Source organism: Paenibacillus aurantiacus (assembly GCF_042431225.1).
In the GTDB taxonomy this organism is placed as follows: domain Bacteria; phylum Bacillota; class Bacilli; order Paenibacillales; family Paenibacillaceae; genus Paenibacillus_Z; species Paenibacillus_Z aurantiacus.
The window spans coordinates 147,473-169,341 of record NZ_JBHMDO010000024.1; the positions used below are offsets into that span (position 1 = coordinate 147,473).

Below are 21,869 nucleotides of genomic sequence, written 5' to 3' on the forward strand. Positions count from 1 at the left end.
GTTAACCCTCAAGCTCGGCCAGAATACGATCCGCTCCTTTGGCCCGAAGCGCTTCCGCCACTTCGAGACCGAGCTGTTCCGGATCGCGTCCTTGCCGGATTTCCTTGAGCAGCACCGAGCCATCGGCCGTCCCTACAATGCCCGTCATCGTCAAAAGCGGTGCTTCGCCGTCCGTTCCTTCCGCCAGCGTCGCGTACGCGCCAATCGGGATTTGGCAGCCACCATTCAACGCCCCCAGGAAAGTCCGTTCCGCACGGACGGCCAATTCGGTCTGGCGGTCATTCAGCAGTGCCAGCAGCTCGCGCACCTGCTCGTCGTTCACGCGGCATTCGATGCCGAGGGCACCTTGTCCGACGGCGGGCACGGAGACATCCTCCGGCACGTAAGACGAGATTTTATCCTCCCACCCCATCCGCTTCAGACCGGCTGCGGCCAATACGACCGCATCGAACCCTTCCGTCTCCAACTTGCGGATCCGGGTGTCGATGTTCCCGCGGATGGACTCGAGCACGATATCCGGCCGGGCATTCTTCAACTGGCTTGCGCGGCGAAGACTGCTCGTGCCGACTTTCGCGCCTTGCGGCAGCGTCTCGAACGTTAACCCTTCACGGGCGATAATCGCGTCGCGCGGATCTACCCGGCGTGGAATTGCGCCGTTCATCAGTCCATCCGGAAGCTCGTACGGCATGTCCTTCATGCTATGTACCGCCAAGTCGATTTCGCCGCTTAGCAGCGCTTCCTCAATTTCTTTCACGAACAATCCTTTGCCGCCGACTTTGGACAGCGTGACATCCAGAATGCGGTCGCCCTTCGTGATGATTTTGCGAATATCGAACTCGTACGGAAGACCGTGCTTCTCGCATAACGCGCGAAGCTGGTCGATGACTTGTCCCGTTTGGGTAAGGGCAAGCGCGCTTTGGCGCGTGCCGACGATAATGGTTTTGCGTTCTGCTCTCGTTTCGTTCATGTTCCGTCCAAACCTCCGTCATGGCATGCCTGCCGAGCTAATCGGCTCATCCACGCCTCTATCGTTTCCTCTTCTCGCTGCGGGGATCGTCGCTCGCCTTGCAAGTCGAGCACGGCTTCATCCGATGCGCCACGCAGCATGTCGCGTTTCGCTTGTTGCGCAATGCCTTCCTCTTTCAATACTATCTTTCTAAGTTCACCAAGCCGCTCGATCCACCAAGCGTACGGCTCGCCATACCGGCGTTCGAGTTCTCCCCGGATGCGCATCGCTAGCGTAGGGCTCATACCTCCTGTAGACACCGACAGCAGCATCGCGCCTCTGCGCACCGCCGCCGGCACTATAAAGTCGCCATCCGCCGCTTCGTCCGCTTGATTAAGTAAGGCACCTGCAGCTCGCCCATCCCGTACGATCTTCTCGTTAACGGTTCGACTGTCCGTCGCTGCGAACACGAGCGTCGCGCCGGTTACATCCTTTTCTTGGTATTCCCTGCGTTCCCACCGGATAGACCCCAGTTCAGCCATCTTGGCTAGACCTGGAGTTACGATCGGACTTATGATCGTAACTCGGTCCGCCCCACCTTCGATCAGACCGCGCGTTTTGCGCTCCGCGATTTGACCTCCACCCACAACAATGCATCGTTTGCCGTACAAATCGAGGTATAGCGGATAATAGGTTCTCTTACTCCCCTCTCGCTCCATTACGACCACCCGTGGAACGAAGATGCTTGATTAAGGAAGACGTTCAGGAATAACAAAGCGTAGCTATACAAGTTCCAGCGTGCCATTTTCCAGCCTGGACCATCCAGCCAGCGGCGCTTCAACACCGTCCATATGTACAAGCCTAGCGAGATAAATGACGCGATGACTTTCAGATCGAATAGAAGGGCGTATTGCCCCTCGGTCAAAATCGATGTGACGGCAACCGCCAGCGACATGGCCAGCAGCGGCGTGCCGATCAGCGTGCTTCGGTACATGTAGATGTCAATCAGTTCCAAACTGGGAAGCCGCCGTACTGATTTGGTCCACTGCTTGCCCTTCAACCTGCTGTGCAAGAACAAATACATCCCTGCAAAAATCGTCGCGATTGTAAGGGCCGCGTACGCGCAAATCATAAGACTGACATGTACGTAAAGCAGCTTGCGTGCCAGCTCCCAACGCTCGAGCGACGTCCCGCTGCCGATGCCGAACATATTAAGCGCCAGCACCGCAAAACCGATCACATTGACGAAAAACACGATAAATTCGATTCGAAAAAACCGGTTCATCACGAGCGAGATTGTCACGAGCAACCAAGAGAATAAGAGCAAATATTCAAATAAACTAAAAAAGGACATATTCAAGTGCGATACGATACGCTGGATCAAATAGGCGGTCTGCAATACCCAAACGAAAACAAGCAGCCCTGTACCCATCTGCTTCGCTCTCCGGTTGCGATCTACGAAATCGGAGAAGTAAAACAGCAGGCTCAGGGCGTATATGTATAACATTGCATCATATAACCAATTCTCTGTAATCATACGCGCCTCCACGCCTTACGGGTTCGGCTATTGCGTGAGAGGCAGGCCACGCTTGCGCGGCCTGCCTCCCTGCGTGGTTATGGCGTTACAGCTGCCGCCATGCCCGGCAATTGCAGGGCTGACTTGCCTTTCGCCACTTTCGAATTGCCCTCCACCGCGGACGACTGGAGCTCTTTCATGACGGCCGCGGATTTCGAACGATTCTCCTCTTGCGCAACCGAATCCTCTAATGCGAACAATTTCACAAACAGATCCATCGCTTCATCGCCGCGCTTCTCGCCTGCCATTTCTTTAATTCGGACGATTGGATCCTGCATCATTTGGTTGACGATGCTCTTCGTCAGCTTCCGGATCACCTTCAGCTCGCGTTCATCCAAATCAGGCAGCTTGTTCGTCAAACTCTCCATCGTCTCCTCATGAATGGCTGCCGCCTTGTCCTGCAGCGCGCGAATGAGCGGCACGACGCCAAGCGTGCGATACCAGTTCTGGAATGCGTCGAGCTCGATCGCGATGAACGATTCGATCTTGGCGGCTTCCTGACGGCGCAGCTCCATGTTGCTCTCGACAATGCCTTCCAGGTCGTCGATGTCATACAAGAACACGTTCTCGATCGTGGCAATACGAGGATCTAAATCGCGGGGAACCGCAATATCGATCATGAAGAGCGGCTTAGACTTCCGCTTCTTCATCGCGCCAGCCACTTGCTCCCGGTTCAGCACATAACCGTCGCTGCCCGTCGAGCTAATCAAGATGTCGGTCTCGTGCAATCGGCGAACGGCGTCTTCCATCGCACACGGCACACCGCCGAATTTCTCCGCCAGCTGCAGCGCGCGTTCGAACGTTCGATTCACGACGATAATCTGCTTCACGCCGTTCGCGTGCAAATGCTTGGCGGTTAATTCGCTCATCTTGCCCGCTCCGAGAATCATGACGGTCTTGCCGGCGAAATGGCCGAAGATTCGTTTGCCGAGTTCTACGGCCGCGTAGCTGACCGATACGGCGGACTCGCCGATGCTTGTCTCCGTATGAGCGCGCTTGGCAAGCGTCACCGCTTGTTTGAACAACATGTTGAAGACCGTTCCCGTCGCCTTGTGCTCCTGCGCCAGCAAGAATGCGCTTCGGACTTGACCAAGGATCTGCGTCTCGCCAATCACCATCGAGTCGAGCCCGCTTGCAACGCGGAACAAATGTTTAATCGCCCCGTCGTCCTCATGCATATATAGATGACTCGTAAACTGCTCACGAGGCAGCCCGAACCATTGTTCCATAAAGTTCCGAATGTAATGGCCGCACAACTGCGGACGGTCCACGACGGCATACAGCTCGGTGCGGTTGCAGGTCGCTACAATGACACATTCCATGATGCTCTTCGTCTGCTGCAGTTGTTTGAGCGCTTCTGGCAGTTCCTGCTCAGCGAACGTAAACCGTTCGCGAACTTCAACGGGAGCTGTCCGGTAGTTAAGCCCGACAACGACAATGTGCATGCGCGTTCACCTGCCCTCCAGTAAATTTTGAACATTAGTTATTATAGCACAGTTCGACAAGCTATACGCCCGCATTTATGAAAAAAGTTTGAAGATGCGCATATTCTACTTACACAAAAAACGCCATATAAAAACGGCTACGGAGTGAGGCCCCATAGCCGCTAATCATCGGTTATTTTACACGAATTGCGCTTGTTTCATTTCTGGTTCTACGACTTGCAATTCACCCATACCGCGAACAAGCTTCTTCGCATGTGTCGTTGTCGGTTTCAGCACGGAGATCATGTAATCGATCGCCAGCTGCGGATCAACAGTCTCGCCGCAAGTGTAACAGTCCAGCGCCGCGAAACCTTTCTCAGGATACGTGTGAATCGAGAGATGACTTTCAGACAGCAATACGAGCACTGTTGCTCCCTGTGGCTCGAATTGTTTGGCTTGCACTGAGAGTACGGTAGCGCCGCACGCTTCTGCAGCCTCCACCATTTGGGCTTGCAAAAATTCCGCGTTGTTGAGCAACTCAAAATCTACACCCCAAGTGTCAACAGCAACGTGTCTTCCGAAAGTTGAATATTCCATCTTTCGGTTCCCCCTTCCTAGGAATAAAATGTTTTAAAAATTTCATCCGCTAGGACCTACGTCATTCACTGCCCGAGGGAATAATCTCTCGCAACATAACCATGTCCTGAGTGAATCCTGGTTCCTAATTTGTAGCTGATTATTTTCAACGAAAATAAAAATAACATCTATCCGGGATAAATGCAACCTTTTTTTTTGCGTTTTTCCCCAGGCTCTCCCACCGCCTCCTAGCCCGAATTTATCGTATGCAGATGCCTGCCTCTTCGCGCGCCTAAAGAATGGGGTTTACATAAACAGCAAAACGAAAAGAACCGCTGCCAGGCAGCGGTTCCAGGTCATGCTATAAGGACAGATTAAGCTTCTAGAATGAATAGTTGGTGGGTTGCAAGCCGTAGTTTCTCGTCAATCAGAGCAATGTGAGATACGTCCGAGCATTGATTGCGAAGGTCTAGTAATTCATTCACGGCGTTCTGCAATAGAACGATGGATTGCTCGACATCATTGCTTCGGAATTGCTTCTCTAGTTGACCGACCGTGTCCTTGTATTCAAACACGACGCGGACCTCGCCTTGCTTATGTTCGACGATCTGTCTTACGGAGCCTTGCACATAATGATACGTCATCGTATACGTTGGATAAATGCGGTTGACAATGGCATCGCCCCGGAATGCTGCGACTGCTTTGCGCATGGCATTCGTTAATTTGGGATGCATCAGTCGGCAGGATAACGAGCATACATACCGATCCTGCATTCGTTCAAAAATCAAGCGGACCTCTTCCCGACCTGCCTCGTCTTCGAGAACCATTTCGTGATTGCCGTTGTCGAGCACGCGCACTTGCTGTCTCACATGCTGTTCCTCAAAAAACCGGACAAATCCCGCCATCTCATCAGCCGTTAATTGCAGAGAAGCTTTGACATACTCCGTGGCTATCCGCTGAGCCATAAAAATCTCCTCAATTCTTTAACTTGCACGATCCCCTCGACGGGGTTCGTTCAAACCGATTGTACTGCTTACGTATATTATACCCGATCCAACATCTTTATTCCTGCCATCTGTTCTCGATATTCTCGCATATTTCTGAAAAATCCCGGAGAAAACGGCGATCGCATCGCATTATTACCCGTTATTCTCGCTTTTCAACCACAAACTCACTCGGATGCTACCGTATTCTCTGTCGTCTCCTCCATCTGGCTAAGCAAGACTTCCCACAGCTCGTCGCGGCCAAGCCCGGTTTCGGACGAAAAGAGCACGACGCGGTCGTGCGGATCTGCTTCCAGCGTCTCTTTAATCATCTTAATATGCTTCTGCCATTGGCTTTTGGGGATTTTGTCGGCTTTTGTCGTGACAATGGTCAACGGGATGTTATAGTGACGCAGCCATTTATACATCAAACAATCGTCTTTGCTCGGGGCATGACGAATATCGATGATAAGCAGCACCATCTTGAGCGGCTCCCGGTCGCCAAGGAACGTTTCGATCATTTGGCCGAATTGCTCCCGCTGGACTTTGGATACCTTGGCATAGCCATAGCCCGGAAAGTCAACAAAGTACAATTTCTGATTGACCCGGTAGTAGTTCAACTGCTGCGTCTTGCCTGGCTGCGAGCTTGTGCGAGCCAGATTCTTGCGTTGGATCATGCGATTGATCAGCGACGACTTGCCGACATTGGAACGCCCTGCCAGAGCGAACTCTGGCAAGGCGTCTTCTGGATATTGTTCCGGCCGGACCGCGCTGATAATAAACTCAGCTTCCGTTATTTTCATGCTTCTCACAAACCTGCTTTCTCTTAATCAATAGTGCACGTATTGCTCGTCATCTTGAAGTTTAGTGCGCTTCAACCGGGGCTTGGCTAGTCGCCTGATTCACCAGCGCATGGCTGAGCACTTCATCCATATGCGCAACCGGGATGAACTCCATGTCCGCGCGGATGCTGTCCGGAATATCCCGTAGGTCGCGCTCGTTATCCTTCGGCAGCAGCACTTTACGGATGCCAGCCCGATGCGCGGCGAGCGATTTCTCCTTCAAGCCGCCGATCGGCAGCACACGCCCACGGAGCGTGATTTCGCCGGTCATCGCGACTTCACGGGATACCTTGCGCCCGGTCAACGCAGAGATAAGCGCTGTAGCCATCGTGATGCCCGCGGAAGGACCGTCCTTCGGAATCGCGCCTTCCGGAATATGAATATGGATATCGTTCTTCTCATGGAAGTCGGGCGCAATGTTCAGTTCGGCCGCACGAGAGCGTGTAAAGCTGAACGCCGCTTGCGCAGACTCCTTCATGACATCGCCGAGCTTGCCCGTGAGCGTCAATTTGCCCGTACCCGGCAGCACTGTCACTTCGATCACGAGCGTATCCCCGCCTACCTCCGTCCATGCCAATCCGGTCACGGCTCCGATTTGGTCCGACAATTCCGCCATGCCGTACCGGAATTTTGGCGGTCCGAGCCATTCCTTGATCGTCGCCACATCGGCTTCGATCGGCTTACGTTCCGTATCCGACACGATCGTTTTGGCCGCTTTCCGGCAGATCGAAGCGACCTGCTGCTCTAAGTTCCGAACACCGGACTCCCGCGTATATTCGCGGATGACGAGCTGCAGCGCTTCTTCCGTTACCGTCAGCTGATCTGGTTCCAAGCCGTGATCCTTCTTCTGCTTCGGCAGCAGATAACGGGTTGCGATCTGCAGCTTCTCCAGCTCCGTGTACCCCGGGATATACAGCACTTCCATCCGGTCCAGCAGCGGTCTTGGAATATTATGAATCGCGTTGGCCGTCGTAATGAACATGACGTTCGACAGATCGAACGGCATCTCGATGAAGTGGTCGCTGAACGTGCTGTTCTGCTCCGGATCAAGAACCTCCAGCAGCGCGGACGCCGGGTCACCTCGGAAATCCATCGCCATCTTATCGATCTCATCGAGCAGGAACACCGGATTCAGCGAGCCGGCCGTCTTCATCCCCTGAATAATACGCCCCGGCATTGCGCCCACGTACGTCCGGCGATGTCCGCGGATTTCCGCCTCGTCTCGCACGCCGCCAAGCGAGATGCGCACGAATTCGCGTCCGAGCGATTTGGCAATGGAGCGCGCCATCGAGGTTTTACCGACGCCCGGAGGGCCCACGAGGCAAAGAATCGGCCCCTTGAGCTTCTTAACCAGCTGCTGGACCGCCAAGTACTCGAGCACGCGTTCCTTCGGTTTCTCCAGACCGTAATGGTCCTCGTTCAAAATCGCTTCGGCGCCGGCGATATCGAGAATATCGTCCGTCACGTCGTTCCAAGGCAGCGATAACAGCCAATCGATATAATTGCGAATGACGCCGCCTTCGGCCGAAGTCGATGGCATTTTCTCGAGACGGTCGATTTCCTTCTCGACTTTCTCCTGGACTTTCTCCGGAAGCTGCGCGTTTGCAAGCTGATTCCGAAGCTCCTCCACTTCGCCAGCCCGGCCTTCTTTCTCGCCAAGCTCCTTCTGGATCGCCTTCATCTGCTCGCGCAAGTAGTATTCCTTCTGCGTCTTCTCCATCTGTTTCTTGACGCGCTGGCTAATCTTGCGTTCGAGCTCGAGCACTTCGCGCTCGTTATTGAGCAAGTCGAGCAGCTTCTCCAGCCGCGCCTTCACGTCGATCGTCTCCAGAATGTCCTGTTTGTCTTTGATCTTCAAGGACAAGTGACTGGTAATGACATCGGCGAGTCGCCCCGGCTCATCGATATCCGACACGGCCGCATGCGTCTCCGGCGTCACTTTCTTGGAGAGATTGATGTAATGCTCGAACTGGTTCAGAACGGTGCGCATAAGCGCATCGATCTCCGGATCGTTCGATTCGGTCTCCGGCAGCTCCTTAACCGATACTTCATAGAAGTCGTCGTTCGGCAAATAATCGACGACCTCCGCGCGTACGACCCCTTCGACCAGAACGCGGATTGTGCCATTCGGCAGTTTGAGCATTTGCCTTACTCGCGCGATCGTGCCAACCCGGTATATATCTTCTTGGGTCGGTTCTTCGATATTCACTTCCGACTGCGAGCAAAGCAGAATCATATGATCGTCTAACATCGCGCGGTCTAGCGCGCGAACGGACTTTTCCCTGCCCACATCGAGGTGGAGCACCATGCTGGGGTATACAAGGAGCCCCCGAAGCGGAAGCAGGGGCAGCCGACGACCTTTCCATTTTGCAGGTCCCATTCCAGCACCTCCATGATCGCTGAAGTTCTCCGTCCATACGATTGTTGGCGGAAAACACGCTTAAGCTTCTACCGTGTTTCTATTCCATTTTATCACTCTACGGAATCCGCCTGCAAATAGGGGAGACTCGACGCGATAAATACGTCGCTTGCGGCTGCCGGAGCGGGAGCGGCAATGCGCGTTTCTTCGGATTTGAACACATGGCGGAATACTTCGTCGATGTGATCGACCGGTATGACTTGCAAGCCCTCTAAATCCGCAAAGACGGCTTGCCAATTCTCTCGTGGGATAATAACCCGATTCGCGCCGGCTTGAAACGCAGCCTCGACCTTCGCAAGCACACCCCCGACAGGCTTCACGTTCCCATGGATACCTACTTCACCTGTCATCGCCAGCTTGTTATCTACCGCTTCGCCTCTAATGGCCGAAGCGATCGCGGTCGCCATCGCGGTGCCGGCCGACGGACCGTCGATCGGCGTGCCGCCTGGAAAGTTGATATGCAGGTCGTAATTCTCCGGCGCAAGTCCCAGACGTCTCAGTACGGTCAGAACGTTCTCCACCGAGCCTTTCGCCATACTCTTGCGCCGAAGCGTCCGGCTGCCGCCGCCAAGCTCCTCTTCATCGACGACACCCGTAATGGTGTATCGTCCTCTTCCTGGTTTGGCCACGATGGCACTCACTTCGATCTCCAGCATCGTGCCCATGTTCGGACCATAGACCGCCAAGCCGTTCACGAAGCCGATCTGCGGCAAAGAAGGTACTTTGCGGTCGGGACGCGGCGGAATCTGGCTGCTATTGACAACCCACTCCACGTCGGCTGCCGTGATGGTGTCGCGTTTCTCGGATAACGCAAGTCCAGCCGCCAACTGAATGACGTTGACCGCTTCGCGGCCATTCGTCGCATACCGCTTCACGACGTCAACCGCTTCCGGGCAAGGCGGCAATCCGATCTTCTTCAGCGCGTTCACCGCGATCTCCGCGATTTCCTCGGCCAGCAGCGGTCTAAAATAGATTTCCATGCAGCGCGAGCGCAAAGCCGGCGGAAGCTCTTGCGGCGACCGCGTCGTCGCGCCGACTAAGCGAAAATCCGCAGGAAGTCCATTTTGAAAAATATCATGAATATACATCGGAATATTCGTGTCTTCCGAGTTGTAATAAGCGCTCTCGAGATAAACCTTACGGTCTTCCAGCACTTTTAACAATTTATTCATCTGGATCGGATGCAATTCACCGATTTCATCGATAAACAGCATGCCGCCGTGCGCTTTCGTGACTGCACCGGGTTTCGGCTGAGGAATACCGGCCACCCCCATGGCGCCCGCACCTTGATAGATCGGGTCGTGCACCGAACCGATCAGCGGGTCTGCGATGCCGCGTTCATCGAACCTCGCGGTCGTCGCGTCGATTTCCGTGAATTTCGCATCCTGCTGGAAAGGCGACGTCGGGTTCTTCTTCGCCTCTTCGAGAACGACCCTTGCGGCGGCTGTCTTACCTACACCGGGAGGCCCATAGATAATGACATGCTGAGGGTTGGCGCTGCACATGGCCGCCTTGAGGGCTCGTAGACCGTCTCGCTGCCCAACGATGTCGTTCATCGTCTGCGGACGAGTCTTCTCCGCAAGTGGTTTCGTCAGTGAGATGGAGCGCAGCTTCCGCAGCTTATCCATCTCCTTGCGGGATTCTCGATCGACCGCGGTACGATTCGTTTTTTGGTTGCGCAGCAAGTTCCAGAAGTACAGACCGATCACGATCGCGAAAAAAACTTGAATTAGCATGACGATTAAACTGATATTGCTCATTACCAAATCGACTCCTCTCCAAACAAAAACATCCGGCAATTCCGGGCTCATACTTGTCAGTATTGCCCCGTGCCGGATGTAATAATCGTGAGAAGCGATCTAAAGTTTTTCGTTCGGTTCGTTACTTGGATGCCGCGTGATGCGCCTTCCGTCCCGGAATCTCGCCTGTTTCTTCGAACACGCGCACGATTTCGTCGATTTCTTTCTTCAACTCGTCCAGCAGTTCGGCTTCCGGCACCTTGCGGATCATCTCTCCGTAACGGAACAACATGCCTTCGCCGCGTGCGCCCGCAATGCCGATATCCGCTTCGCGCGCCTCGCCGGGGCCGTTCACCGCACATCCGAGGACGGATACCTTGATCGGCACCTTAATCTTGCTAATATACTCCTCGACTTCGTTGGCAATCGAGAACAAATCAATGTCCAGACGTCCACAGGTCGGGCAGGATACTAGCGTCGCGGCATTCGTAATCAGACCGAAGCTCTTCAGAATTTCGCGCGCGACTTTCACTTCCTCGACCGGATCCGCGCTTAAGCTAATGCGGACCGTGTTGCCGATTCCCATAGCCAGCAAGGCACCGATACCCGCCGAGCTCTTAATCGTGCCGGTCGTCAGCGTGCCTGCCTCCGTGATACCAAGATGAAGCGGATATTTGATCTTCTCCGCAGCCATTCGGTACGCCGCAATCGCCATTGGCACGTCGGACGCTTTCAGCGAAACGATAATGTCGTGGAAGTCGAGCTCCTCCAGAATGCCGATATGGAAGAGCGCGCTCTCGACCATCGCTTCAGGCGTTGGGTAGCCGTACTTCTCCAGCAGATGATTCTCAAGCGAACCTGCGTTCACGCCGATCCGAATCGGGATTCCCTTATCTTTGCAAGCTTTCACGACTGCTTCGACCTTCTCGCGGCGGCCGATGTTGCCCGGGTTGATTCGGACTTTATCGACGCCGTTCTCGATCGCGGCCAGGGCCAGACGGTAATCGAAGTGGATGTCCGCCACGAGCGGAATATGAATGCGTTTCTTGATTTCTTTGATGGCTTCAGCCGCTTCCTTATTGTTCACCGTAACGCGGACAATTTGACAGCCCGCTTCCTCAAGACGCAAAATCTCCGCTACAGTCGCTTCCACGTCCGCCGTCTTTGTCGTGCACATGCTCTGAATGATGACTTCGTCGCTCCCGCCAATCGTAAGGGGACCTACTTTGACAGGCACGGTATCTTGACGTAAATACATGTTTGGTTTCCTCTCCCATCGAAGCGAAAATCTTCCTATAACGTCAAAGTCCACCCCTGAAAAGAGCGGCTTTCGCCGCCATCCAAGGGTGGAAATGACGTCTATCTTTCTATTAGGCGCTTTCTTCCTTCTTCTTGCCTTTCTTGCTCGTAAGCTCCGGCATGATCTTCTCTTGCACGACCTTCTCCGTGATGAGGCATGTCTGCACATCGTCGCGGGAAGGAACTTCGTACATGACGTCGAGCATAATGCCCTCGATGATCGCACGAAGACCGCGGGCGCCCGTGTTCCGCTTGATCGCTTCTTTGGCAATCGCCTCCAAAGCCGGTTGGTCGAAGTCAAGCTTCACATTGTCCATCTCCAGCAGCTTCTGATACTGCTTCACGAGCGCATTCTTCGGTTCCGAAAGAATGCGGACAAGCGCAGCTTCATCGAGCGGCTCAAGCGTCGAGATTACCGGCAGACGGCCGACGAATTCCGGAATAAGCCCAAATTTCAGCAAGTCTTCCGGCAAGACCATGCTCAGATATTCGCCTGGCTTCAAGTCCTTCTGACCTTCGCCAGCGGTATTAAAGCCGATTACTTTCTTGCCGATCCGGCGTTTGATGTACTGCTCCAAACCGTCGAACGCGCCACCGCAAATGAACAAAATGTTCGTCGTATCGATTTGGATGAATTCTTGATGCGGGTGCTTCCGTCCACCCTGAGGCGGCACAGATGCGACCGTACCCTCGAGGATCTTGAGCAGCGCCTGCTGCACACCTTCGCCCGATACGTCGCGCGTAATAGACGGATTTTCCGATTTGCGGGCAACTTTATCGATTTCGTCGATGTAGATAATGCCGCGCTCGGCTTTCTCCACGTCGTAATCGGCCGCTTGAATGAGTTTGAGCAGTATGTTCTCTACATCTTCGCCGACATAACCGGCTTCCGTCAGCGATGTCGCATCCGCGATCGCAAACGGCACGTTGAGAATCTTCGCCATCGTCTGTGCGAGCAGCGTCTTGCCGGAACCCGTTGGGCCGACAAGGAGAATGTTGGATTTCTGCAGCTCGACATCTTCAATCTTGCTGCCCGAGTTAATCCGTTTGTAATGGTTGTACACGGCGACGGAAAGCGACTTCTTCGCTTGTTCCTGGCCGATTACGTACGAATCCAAAATGTTGCGGATGTCTTTCGGCTTAGGGATATCCTTCAGATCGAGCTCTTCCTCATGGCCGAGCTCCTCCTCCACAATCTCCGTGCACAGTTCGATACATTCATCGCATATATAAACGCCAGGTCCAGCAACAAGTTTGCGCACTTGATCCTGGGATTTGCCGCAGAACGAGCACTTCAACTGGCCCTTCTCGTCGTTGAATTTAAACATGGGATCACCCCTTCGTATCGATGGTTACAGGTTGACGGCAGACGTGACGATCTTGTCGATCAACCCGTAATTGAGCGCTTCTTCGGCACTCATGAAATTGTCGCGGTCGGTATCGCGTTCAATTTTCTCGTATGGCTGGCCGGTACGTTCAACATAGATGTTGTTCAGCTTCTCTTTGGTCTTCAAAATCCAATCGGCATGGATCTTGATATCCGACGCCTGACCGCGAACGCCGCCCAGCGGTTGATGGATCATCACTTCTGCATTCGGCAGCGCAAAACGTTTGCCTTTCGCACCGGCCGTCAGCAGAAGCGAGCCCATGCTTGCGGCAAGTCCCATGCAAATCGTGGATACGTCCGGCTTAATGAATTGCATCGTATCATAAATACCCATCCCCGCGGTTACCGAACCGCCTGGCGAGTTGATGTACAAATGGATATCCTTCTCCGGGTCGTCCGCTGCCAAGAACAGCAGCTGCGCGATGACAGAGTTCGCGACATCATCGTCGATCGCACTTCCCAGGAAAATGATCCGATCCTTCAGCAGACGGGAGTAAATGTCGTAAGAACGTTCTCCTCTGTTCGTTTGTTCAACGACGACTGGTACGAGATTCATGCGACCAACCTCCTTAAATTTAATGCGGTCCTATATGGCCGCTTACCCTCGTGGTCCCCCCACTGCGCGGTTGATTCAAGGTGTCTCTTCAAGTAAGTAACCGGGTATCTATGTTAGTTTACCACGTTCCGATTACAAAGTCATTTTTCCACCCGAAAAGCATGGAGTCGCTTCGCTCACTGAACGCGGCCTCGCCGAATGTTACAGTATACGGCGAAAGGTTATGGTTATGTACGGGGCAAGCCCCAATCAATCGTTATGTCCCTTCCTTCAATTAAGGCAGGGGTTGAAGCCTTGAGTTGAAAGAAGGCACGTTTGCACGTGCCTCCCCTCTTGATAGAACGAGCCGCCCACCGGGGACGGCCTCGATCCTTAAGCTACCTCAGTAGCGACTTTGCTGTTGTCGAGCAGGAACTTGATCGTTTTACGGATCACGATGTCCGCTTTGAGGTTGTCGATGTTGCCGTTCGAGGCGAACAGCGTGCGAAGCTCGTCCACCGGACGGTTGTACATGCCGGAGAGCTTCTCGAGTTCTTCCGTCAGCTCTTCTTCGGAAGCGCTGATGCCTTCATTCTTGGAGATTTGCTCCAGTACCAGGTTGTTGCGAACGCGCTTCTCGGCATCTGTGCCCATTTGTTCGCGAAGCACGGACTCGTCTTGACCGGAGAACTGGTAGTACAGGTCGAGATTCATGCCTTGCATGCGGAGACGTTGCTCGAAATCGCGCAGCATGAAATCCACTTCCGTGTTGATCATCGCTTGCGGCACGTCGATCTCGGCAGTTTCAGCTGCTTTCTCAACGACGGCAACTTCGCGAGCTTGCTCATTTTCTTTCTCTTTACGGTCAGCCAGCTTCTTCACAAGATCTTGCTTGAACTCATCAAGCGTGTCGAACTCGCTTACGTCTTTAGCGAACTCGTCGTCGAGCGCAGGAAGGTTCTTGCGTTTGATTTCGTGAAGCTTGACTTTGAAGACCGCTTCTTTGCCAGCCAGGTTGTCCGCATGGTAGTTCTCTGGGAACGTCACGACGACGTCTTTGAAATCACCTGTAGCCAAACCTACAACTTGTTCTTCGAAGCCCGGAATGAACGAGCCGGAGCCCAGCTCAAGGGAATAACGCTCGCCTTTGCCGCCTTCGAATGCGACGCCGTCCACGAAGCCTTCAAAGTCGATTACAGCTGTGTCGCCGTTCTGAGCTTCGCCTTCATCGATGACAGTCAGCTCAGCGTGACGCTGCTGCAGGCGCTCAAGCTCTTCCGCAATTTCTTCTTCGCCTACGCTAGCGTCCGTCGCCGGAAGCTCGATGCCTTTGTACTCGCCGAGCTTCACTTCAGGCTTAACCGTTACTTTCGCCTTGAATTTGAAGGACTCGCCCTTCGCGAATTGCTCAACATCGATTTCCGGACGATCGACCGCTTCAACGCCCGTCTCTTGCAGCGCTGCCGTGTATGCCGTCGGAAGAAGAATGTCGATTGCGTCTTGGTACAAGCTTTCTACGCCGAAACGCTTCTCGAACATCGCGCGCGGCACTTTGCCTTTACGGAAGCCGGGTACATTTACTTTTTGGACTACTTTCTTGAATGCTTTGTCAAGCGCTTCCGAAACTTGCGCCGCATCGACTTCAACGTCGATGGCGACAAGATTCTTGTCTATTTTTTCCCATGTTGCTTTCATGTTATGCTTTCCCCTCCAGATAAAATCACGCATCAAGCGTACAGGTTTCGCGATCATAAACCACTACATTATAATCAAAATCTACCTGAATATCAAGGCTCGTTCCAGTCTCTACCGCGATGAAAATGCGAAGCGTGCCGCAAATTGCGGCAAGCCTGTTCATAGCGGAACCGCAACGCGTCCGTAATCCCGTATGTATCCCGTACTTGATCGTCTTCGCTTCGCCCATATAGCGACAACTCCAACGTTTGGTGAAGCGCGGCCGCATAACAATCGACCGTCTCATCGTCGTCTGCAGCCATACGTTCGTATGCGGACGTGCCATAAATGCACTGCAGCGTCTCTTTCCACAACTCACGCGCAAAATGCGGCATCGTGGAATCAATCACCTCGGTCACCGATTCGACGCGTTCCGCAATTCTAACGGTCACATCCGGGAACTCCCCCATGGATAGCGGCGTGCGCTCTATCTCCAAATCAACCGTTTCTCCCAGACGCTCAAGCATGACCCGCCCTGTCACGCCCCGTCTGCGTAGACATTGAAGCGCCTTGAATTGTAAGGCAGGATGAAGCTCCTGCTTGGTCAACCAATTGATAATCGTCTCGTCCACATCGGGGTGCTCCAAATGAGCGGCCCTCTCCAGCGCGAGAATTTGTTGATCCACGACCGGATGATGCTGCATGATGTACAGCACTTGCTCAACATAGGCTTTATCCTGTTGGACGGGCGCTATCGTCTGCTGCCTGATCGAATCCTCGGTCTCTTCTTCCGTGTCTTCTCCGTGCAGCGAATCGCCTGGAAGCGCGCCATATCCGTCGTCCGGACCTGGAAAAGCCATCTCCAGCCACGACAGCAAATTGGTCCATTCCTCGTAATGCCGTTTGTCTTCCCCTTGACACTGTAGAAGAAATCTAAGCAAGCTCTTGGCTTCGCCATACCGTTCGGATTCCAGCATGCGGGTCAACTGTACTTGATATTGATCCAGCATTCTGGGAAATAGATACACATTGTCTTTATGTTCGCCTTGCGGCGTTTTGGACGTCGTAATGAGATCACCGCCTTATTTGCACCTATACCGCTTCCGCGCGTCCGATGCACACGCGCCGTATACGCCGTTGTATTATAACACTCCCATGCCTTGATTTCCATGTGCGCGTATGCTATTATCTTGTCATTGACTGCGCGGGTGTAGTTCAATGGTAGAACGCCAGCTTCCCAAGCTTGAGGCGAGGGTTCGATTCCCTTCACCCGCTTCATATCGACTTACCCGAAGAAGCCTTGATTAATCAAGGCTTCTTTTTTCATTTCCTCAACCGCCATTTTGTGCAAGAACTCCTCATACTATTTCCAACAACTCCATAACTAAACGGACGACAACTCGATAATTGTCGGAAACGAACAACGAACCTGCGGCACGTCCATTGCAAGGATAACCTTACAGTCTGTTTAGAGAAACACCGACTTGTGATTAATGCGAATCAAAAGATATGCCCAGTTTCATGGATCGACAACTTTAACCTTTATTTCTCCAATCTATCTAGCCCATTTTTTAGCAAGTCGATAGTAACTTTGTCCTTTTCCATTAGGACAAGAGAATGAATCAATATCATTATTTTGTAATATTATTGTAATTAAATTACGACTCCAAGACCATTTACCAAATTCAGGAATTCGATTTATTATACAGATGTTACCATATTTTAACCAAAAAGGAGAATCCAAGTTTATGAAAAAGAAAAAGCTGCTCATCTCCGCAGTCGCGGCAGTCTCCGTACTGGGATCCGCGCAATCCGCATTCGCGATCTCGGGCATCGCCGACACTCTGACTAACCCCATCCCATTAGGTCTCGGCTCTAATTATTCCAGCTATGTGGACTACATGGACGGGGACTGGTTCTCCTACACGAACACGACCAGCTCGAACGTAAGCATCATCTACGGCGTCTATCCGAATTCTTACAGTTCAGGGGCCAATTTCGATGTTACCGCGCTTCTTCAAGACCCGTCCGGCAACTACATTCCGATCGGTACCTTATCCGACAATGGCGCAGGCTACGGAGATTACGGCACAGGCTCGCTGGCGCCGGGATTCAAAATCATTTGGCGCGTGTTCGGACACTCCGGCAGCGATTACGGATCGAGCAAGCCATATACGGCTTATGTCAGCCGGAACTAATTCGCAATGCACATAAATGTGGGCCGCTGCGATCGCAGCGGCCCATTCGTCTTTTGCCTACTTAGAGCAAAATCGATATTCCATTTTCCAATTTCCCGATTTTCTTGCGAATATCCGGCGTCTTTACCGCCTTCAGCAGCGCCAGCATGCCTTTCAGTACGACCGGCTGCGACTCGTTCTTGTCCAGCTCTGCCGATAATACGTCCAGCGTCGATTGCAGCTCGTCGGCGTCGTCCGCCGGGTCCAGCAAGCCCGCCGCAGCTACAGCTTCTCGGAGCGACTGAATCTCGGCAAGAAGCTCTGCCTTACCGGTCTGCCGACCGCGAACGGACGCAAGCCAACCCTCCAGCACGCCCGGAACGATAATCGGTTCGCCTTCACCCTTGCTTAGATCCTCAGCCATCGCATCCAGACGCGCGACGATGTAATCCGCCAACCGCTCGGGATCGATCCGCTGCTGCTCGAACACGACGAGCGCCAGAAACCCTTCAGTTATCGACTGGAAGACGATCGTCAGATCGAGCGCGTAAGCATTCGCTCGCTCTCCGTATGTCTTGAGAATCAATTCATGCGTCATGACCAGACCTTGTCGGCGGGTACTCAACATCAACTCGTGCAGCTCGTCATGCACTTCGAAACGTTCGCGAAGGAGCATGGAGAAGAACGCTTGATGCTCTTCGTACATGCGGTATCCGGTCAGTACGTGGCGACGGAGCAAATCGCGGGGAGTCAAGTCTTCCCGGCTGTTCAGCGCCGAATATTCCGCCATAATGCGATCGAGATAATCTTTAATAATAAATTGAAGGAGGTCGCTCTTGGATTTGAAATAAAAGTAGAGCGATCCCTTCGCGATGCCGAGCACGTCCGCAATGTCCTGGATAGACGTGCCCCTGTAGCCCTTCTCCGAGAAACATTGAACCGCCGCCCGGATTATCTGCTGTTTCTTGCCTTCCAACTGTAAGGCACCTGCTTTCGGGCCAACCGCTTAGTGCGTCGCTTCGCGCACCTCGTGGTCGGCAGGTTGTCTTCTGAACCGTGCCAGGAATTCGTATACCACCGGCACGATAAGCAGCGTCAGCAGCGTCGAGCTGATGAGACCGCCGATTACCGTAACGCCCAGTCCTTTGGAAATCAAACCGCCGCTGCCGCCTTCAAAGCCGAGGACGAGCGGTAGCAGCGCACCGACCGTCGCAAGCGCGGTCATCAAGATCGGACGCAGACGCGTACCGGCCGCTTCAATCAGCGCTTCGCGCGTCGTCAAACCTTCTTTCTCCATATGCAGAACGCGGTCGAGCAAGACGATTGCATTCGTGACGACGATACCGATCAGCATCAGCATCCCCATCATCGCTGTTGCGCTTATCGTTTCGCCAGCCAGGAACAACCCTACCAACGCGCCAATGATCGTGAATGGCAGCGAGAACAGGATGGCGAACGGCGTAATCGCGCCGCCGAACGTGATGACGAGCAGCAAGTACACGATCGCAATCGCTGCAGCCATAGCGAGCCCAAGCTGCGTGAACGTCTCGTTGATTTGTTCCGTGACGCCACCGAAATCGACCGATACAGTCGGTGGCAAATCGAGCTTATCCACCGCTTCCTGCAAGCTCGTCGAGACACTGCCGACGTCTTTACCCGTCGCTTCCGCCGAAACTTCCACGTACAGTTTGCCATCCATGCGCGTAACCGAGTTGGCAGACGTGCCCTCTTCGACCTTCACCACGTCTTTCAGCGGCACCGATATGCCTAGTGGCGATTGGATCGTCTCATTCTCGATATCCGAGATCGTCGAGTACGTTTTCTTGTCCACCTGAATGTATACGTTGTAAACTTTACCGTCCTCTTGAACGGTCGTCAATACAGGGGTTTCCCGGACAGGCGCAAGCTTCATCGCGATTTGTCCCGCGGTCAGGCCGAGCTTACTCAGCTTCTCCTGGTCAGCGACGAGCGTATATTGCTCGTACTGTTTGGAGAGCGACGTCTCGACTTTCTCCAGCGATCCGTTCTTCTCCATGATCTGCTGGATTTGCTCAACGACCGGCTTGATTTCATCGAACGATTCACCGTAGACGTTCAAGCTAATCTTGCTGCCGCCCATACCGCCGGAGAAGTCCATCTCGCCCCATTTGCCAGTCGGTTCGATCTTGGTTAAGTCTTCGACAAGCTTATTCTTCACATCGCCGAAGTTCTTGGTGTCATCTTCGTACTGGACATAGAACAGCGCATTCTTGTTCGGTCCGAAACTCATCGGGCTTTGGCCGCCGACCGAATATTGCAGGTTCCTCATGCCCTCTTGGCCCATGATCAGCTTCTCAGCCTCGAGTGCGGTCTGTTCCACATCCGAGATCAGCTTGCCAGGACCCGGGGAGTAGGTGATCATTGCATATTTCTCTTCTTCCTCCGGCAAGAAGCTGGACCCGATGTACGGGACAAGGAAGAAGCTTGCGACGAGCAGCGCAACCGCCCCGATGAACGTAATCAGCTTGTGGTTCAGCGACCAGTTCAAAATTTTGCGGTAGCGAAGGCCAAGCGCGCCAGGCTTCTCTTCGTGCGTCTGGTTCGCCTTCAGCCCTTTGCGGAACATCATATGCGTCATCATCGGCACGATCGTGATCGCGACGAGCAGTGACGCAAGCAGCGCGAACACCATCGTCAACGCGAATGGCATAAACATCTCGCCGATCGGTCCGCTTACAGTGCCTAGCGGCAGGAAGACCGCGATCGTGACGAGCGTCGAAGACAGAATTGGGATAAACATCTCCCGCGTGGCTTCGGTAATGAGTTCCTTCCCGCGCAGCCGCTCGCCGCGCAGCGACATCCGCCGGTAGTTATTCTCGATGACGACGATCGAGTCGTCGACAACCCTGCCGATAGCAACGGTCATGGCGCCGAGCGTCATGATGTTAAGCGTAATGTCCAGCTGCTGCAGAATGAGCAGCGCGATGACGAGCGACAACGGAATCGAAACGACCGAAATAATCGTCGTTCGGATATTGCGCAGGAACAGCAGGATGACGATAACTGCAAACAGCGCGCCGAACAATGCTTTGTCGATCATCGTCGTAACCGACTGCTCGATCGGCTTGCCTTGGTCAAGCAATACGACTGTGTTGATGTCTTTATGTTCGGCCTTGAATGCCTCGGCCTTATCTTTCACGGCATTGACCACGTCGACCGTGTTCGCGTCGGAGGCCTTTGTGGCATTGATGCCGATCGAAAGCTCGCCGTTCGTTCGGGAAATCGATTCGGCTTTGTTAACCATCTCGATCGTTGCGATATCGGAGAGCTTCACAGTTGGGATCCCTGCCGCAGCTCCGGCTTGCGTCTGCGCACCAGTCCCACCGACACCAGCTGCACCTACGCCAGGGCCAGTTCCTGCGCCCGCGGCACCTCCCGCGCTAGATGGAATGGCGGGTATCGCGATATTGCGCAGCTGCTCAAGCGTGGCGACATTGCCGTCCACAACGACCGTTTTCTCGGTCTTGTCCAATTCGAACAAGCCAAGCGGCACTTTCATGGCGGAAGCCTGCACAATGCCTTTCACGGTGTCCTCGCTTAAGCCGAGCTGCGCCATTTTTTCTTTATTGAACGTGAGCTGCGCTTCTTTGACGTTCTGCCCGGAGATAGCAACCGAGCCGATGCCATCGATGCCTTCAAGAGAAGGCGTAAGCTCCGTCTCGACCAGCTTCGTGACTTCCTCCAAGCTGCGTTCTTTGGAGGAGATGCTCAGCGAGACGACCGGAAAATCGTTCAGACTGATCTTGGAAATCTGCGTATCCTGAGCCCCAGACGGCGCTTCGAATCCATTGATCGCATCGCGGAGCTCGCTCTCCGCTTCCTTCATATCTTTGTCGTATCCATACTGAATCGTAATGATGGATACATTCTCGCTCGAGGTCGAATTGACGGCGTCGACGCCGTTCAAATTCTGAATGCGCTGCTCGAGCGGTACCGTAATCTGATCGGCCACTTCTTCCGGCGCCGCGCCGGGAAATACGGTGTTAACGGTCAGAATCGGGACGTTAATGTTAGGGATCGTCTCTTGCTTCATGCTCGTGCCAGCATACAGTCCGGCAACGACGACGATGATCGTCATGAGCCATAAAGCGAATTTGTTATTCAACGAAAATCGGATAATGCCCTTCACTTTCCCACTCCTTGTCTTTGTTCTCTTTGACTTGCCTTCCCGGCCCCCGTCATTTGAACGCCGGTCATTCTATCACAAATATTATTTGACCGATGTTCAAAAGTCAATTGATTGAACGGTCAGT

17 protein-coding genes and 1 tRNA gene are annotated in these 21,869 nt (G+C 53.6%); 2 read left to right on the forward strand and 16 right to left on the reverse strand.

Translation table 11 applies throughout. From position 1 onward, the window contains the following. Position 1 precedes the first annotated feature (1 nt). The 14 genes from hemC to ACFFSY_RS15200 all read right to left on the reverse strand — a co-directional run bounded on the left by hemC (position 2) and on the right by ACFFSY_RS15200 (position 16,410). Complete coding sequence (hemC, locus tag ACFFSY_RS15135) at positions 2 to 967, reverse strand: hydroxymethylbilane synthase (RefSeq protein WP_377495374.1); 966 nt, start codon at positions 965 to 967, stop codon at positions 2 to 4. Continuing rightward, the gene (locus ACFFSY_RS15140; protein ID WP_377495376.1) at positions 964 to 1,665 is read right to left on the reverse strand and encodes a precorrin-2 dehydrogenase/sirohydrochlorin ferrochelatase family protein; all 702 of its coding nucleotides are present in this window, start codon (positions 1,663 to 1,665) and stop codon (positions 964 to 966) included. Before ACFFSY_RS15140 ends, hemC begins: the two co-directional genes overlap by 4 nt. Then, positions 1,665 to 2,483, reverse strand: coding sequence for a cytochrome C assembly family protein (locus ACFFSY_RS15145; RefSeq protein WP_377495378.1), 819 nt, complete (start codon positions 2,481 to 2,483; stop codon positions 1,665 to 1,667). Before ACFFSY_RS15145 ends, ACFFSY_RS15140 begins: the two co-directional genes overlap by 1 nt. 77 nt (positions 2,484 to 2,560) lie before the next feature. Further along, positions 2,561 to 3,967 carry a glutamyl-tRNA reductase gene (hemA, locus tag ACFFSY_RS15150; RefSeq protein WP_377495380.1) on the reverse strand — a complete coding sequence of 469 codons (1,407 nt, stop codon included), beginning with the start codon at positions 3,965 to 3,967 and terminating at the stop codon, positions 2,561 to 2,563. 177 nt (positions 3,968 to 4,144) lie between these two features. After that, positions 4,145 to 4,543 carry an adenosylmethionine decarboxylase gene (gene speD, locus ACFFSY_RS15155; RefSeq protein ID WP_148930304.1) on the reverse strand — a complete coding sequence of 133 codons (399 nt, stop codon included), beginning with the start codon at positions 4,541 to 4,543 and terminating at the stop codon, positions 4,145 to 4,147. A 353-nt stretch (positions 4,544 to 4,896) separates the two neighbouring features. Beyond that, entirely contained in the window at positions 4,897 to 5,487 is a 591-nt protein-coding gene (locus ACFFSY_RS15160) for a non-ribosomal peptide synthetase module (RefSeq protein ID WP_377495382.1), read from the reverse strand. A 206-nt stretch (positions 5,488 to 5,693) separates the two neighbouring features. Then, positions 5,694 to 6,308 carry a ribosome biogenesis GTP-binding protein YihA/YsxC gene (gene yihA, locus ACFFSY_RS15165; protein WP_377495384.1) on the reverse strand — a complete coding sequence of 205 codons (615 nt, stop codon included), beginning with the start codon at positions 6,306 to 6,308 and terminating at the stop codon, positions 5,694 to 5,696. Positions 6,309 to 6,369: 61 nt separating this feature from the next. Beyond that, positions 6,370 to 8,727 carry an endopeptidase La gene (gene lon, locus ACFFSY_RS15170; protein WP_377495387.1) on the reverse strand — a complete coding sequence of 786 codons (2,358 nt, stop codon included), beginning with the start codon at positions 8,725 to 8,727 and terminating at the stop codon, positions 6,370 to 6,372. Positions 8,728 to 8,819: 92 nt separating this feature from the next. Then, the gene (gene lonB / locus ACFFSY_RS15175) at positions 8,820 to 10,526 is read right to left on the reverse strand and encodes an ATP-dependent protease LonB (protein ID WP_377495389.1); all 1,707 of its coding nucleotides are present in this window, start codon (positions 10,524 to 10,526) and stop codon (positions 8,820 to 8,822) included. A 121-nt stretch (positions 10,527 to 10,647) separates the two neighbouring features. Further along, on the reverse strand, positions 10,648 to 11,763 hold the full coding sequence (gene ispG, locus ACFFSY_RS15180; protein ID WP_377495391.1) for a flavodoxin-dependent (E)-4-hydroxy-3-methylbut-2-enyl-diphosphate synthase: 1,116 nt from the start codon (positions 11,761 to 11,763) through the stop codon (positions 10,648 to 10,650). A 112-nt stretch (positions 11,764 to 11,875) separates the two neighbouring features. Next, positions 11,876 to 13,132 (reverse strand): ATP-dependent protease ATP-binding subunit ClpX, encoded by a 1,257-nt coding sequence (clpX, locus tag ACFFSY_RS15185; protein ID WP_377495394.1) that lies wholly within the window; start codon positions 13,130 to 13,132, stop codon positions 11,876 to 11,878. 24 nt (positions 13,133 to 13,156) lie between these two features. Further along, positions 13,157 to 13,747 (reverse strand): ATP-dependent Clp endopeptidase proteolytic subunit ClpP, encoded by a 591-nt coding sequence (gene clpP, locus ACFFSY_RS15190; RefSeq protein ID WP_148930311.1) that lies wholly within the window; start codon positions 13,745 to 13,747, stop codon positions 13,157 to 13,159. 372 nt (positions 13,748 to 14,119) lie between these two features. Then, positions 14,120 to 15,421, reverse strand: coding sequence for a trigger factor (tig, locus tag ACFFSY_RS15195; RefSeq protein ID WP_377495396.1), 1,302 nt, complete (start codon positions 15,419 to 15,421; stop codon positions 14,120 to 14,122). 92 nt (positions 15,422 to 15,513) lie between these two features. Next, positions 15,514 to 16,410 carry a hypothetical protein gene (locus ACFFSY_RS15200; protein ID WP_377495398.1) on the reverse strand — a complete coding sequence of 299 codons (897 nt, stop codon included), beginning with the start codon at positions 16,408 to 16,410 and terminating at the stop codon, positions 15,514 to 15,516. Between the two features lie 194 nt (positions 16,411 to 16,604). On the opposite strand from ACFFSY_RS15200, the gene ACFFSY_RS15205 reads away from it, so the two are divergent. After that, positions 16,605 to 16,675: transfer RNA gene (locus ACFFSY_RS15205), tRNA-Gly, on the forward strand. 473 nt (positions 16,676 to 17,148) lie between these two features. Further along, a complete protein-coding gene (locus ACFFSY_RS15210) occupies positions 17,149 to 17,598 on the forward strand; it encodes a hypothetical protein (protein WP_377495400.1) in 450 nt (149 codons plus the stop codon). A 61-nt stretch (positions 17,599 to 17,659) separates the two neighbouring features. On the opposite strand, the gene ACFFSY_RS15215 is transcribed toward ACFFSY_RS15210, so the two are convergent. Both ACFFSY_RS15215 and ACFFSY_RS15220 read right to left on the reverse strand, forming a co-directional pair. Further along, the gene (locus ACFFSY_RS15215; RefSeq protein WP_377495402.1) at positions 17,660 to 18,553 is read right to left on the reverse strand and encodes a TetR/AcrR family transcriptional regulator; all 894 of its coding nucleotides are present in this window, start codon (positions 18,551 to 18,553) and stop codon (positions 17,660 to 17,662) included. Positions 18,554 to 18,583: 30 nt separating this feature from the next. Beyond that, positions 18,584 to 21,745, reverse strand: a complete 3,162-nt coding sequence (locus ACFFSY_RS15220; RefSeq protein ID WP_377495404.1) for an efflux RND transporter permease subunit — start codon at positions 21,743 to 21,745, stop codon at positions 18,584 to 18,586. Positions 21,746 to 21,869: the final 124 nt, after the last annotated feature.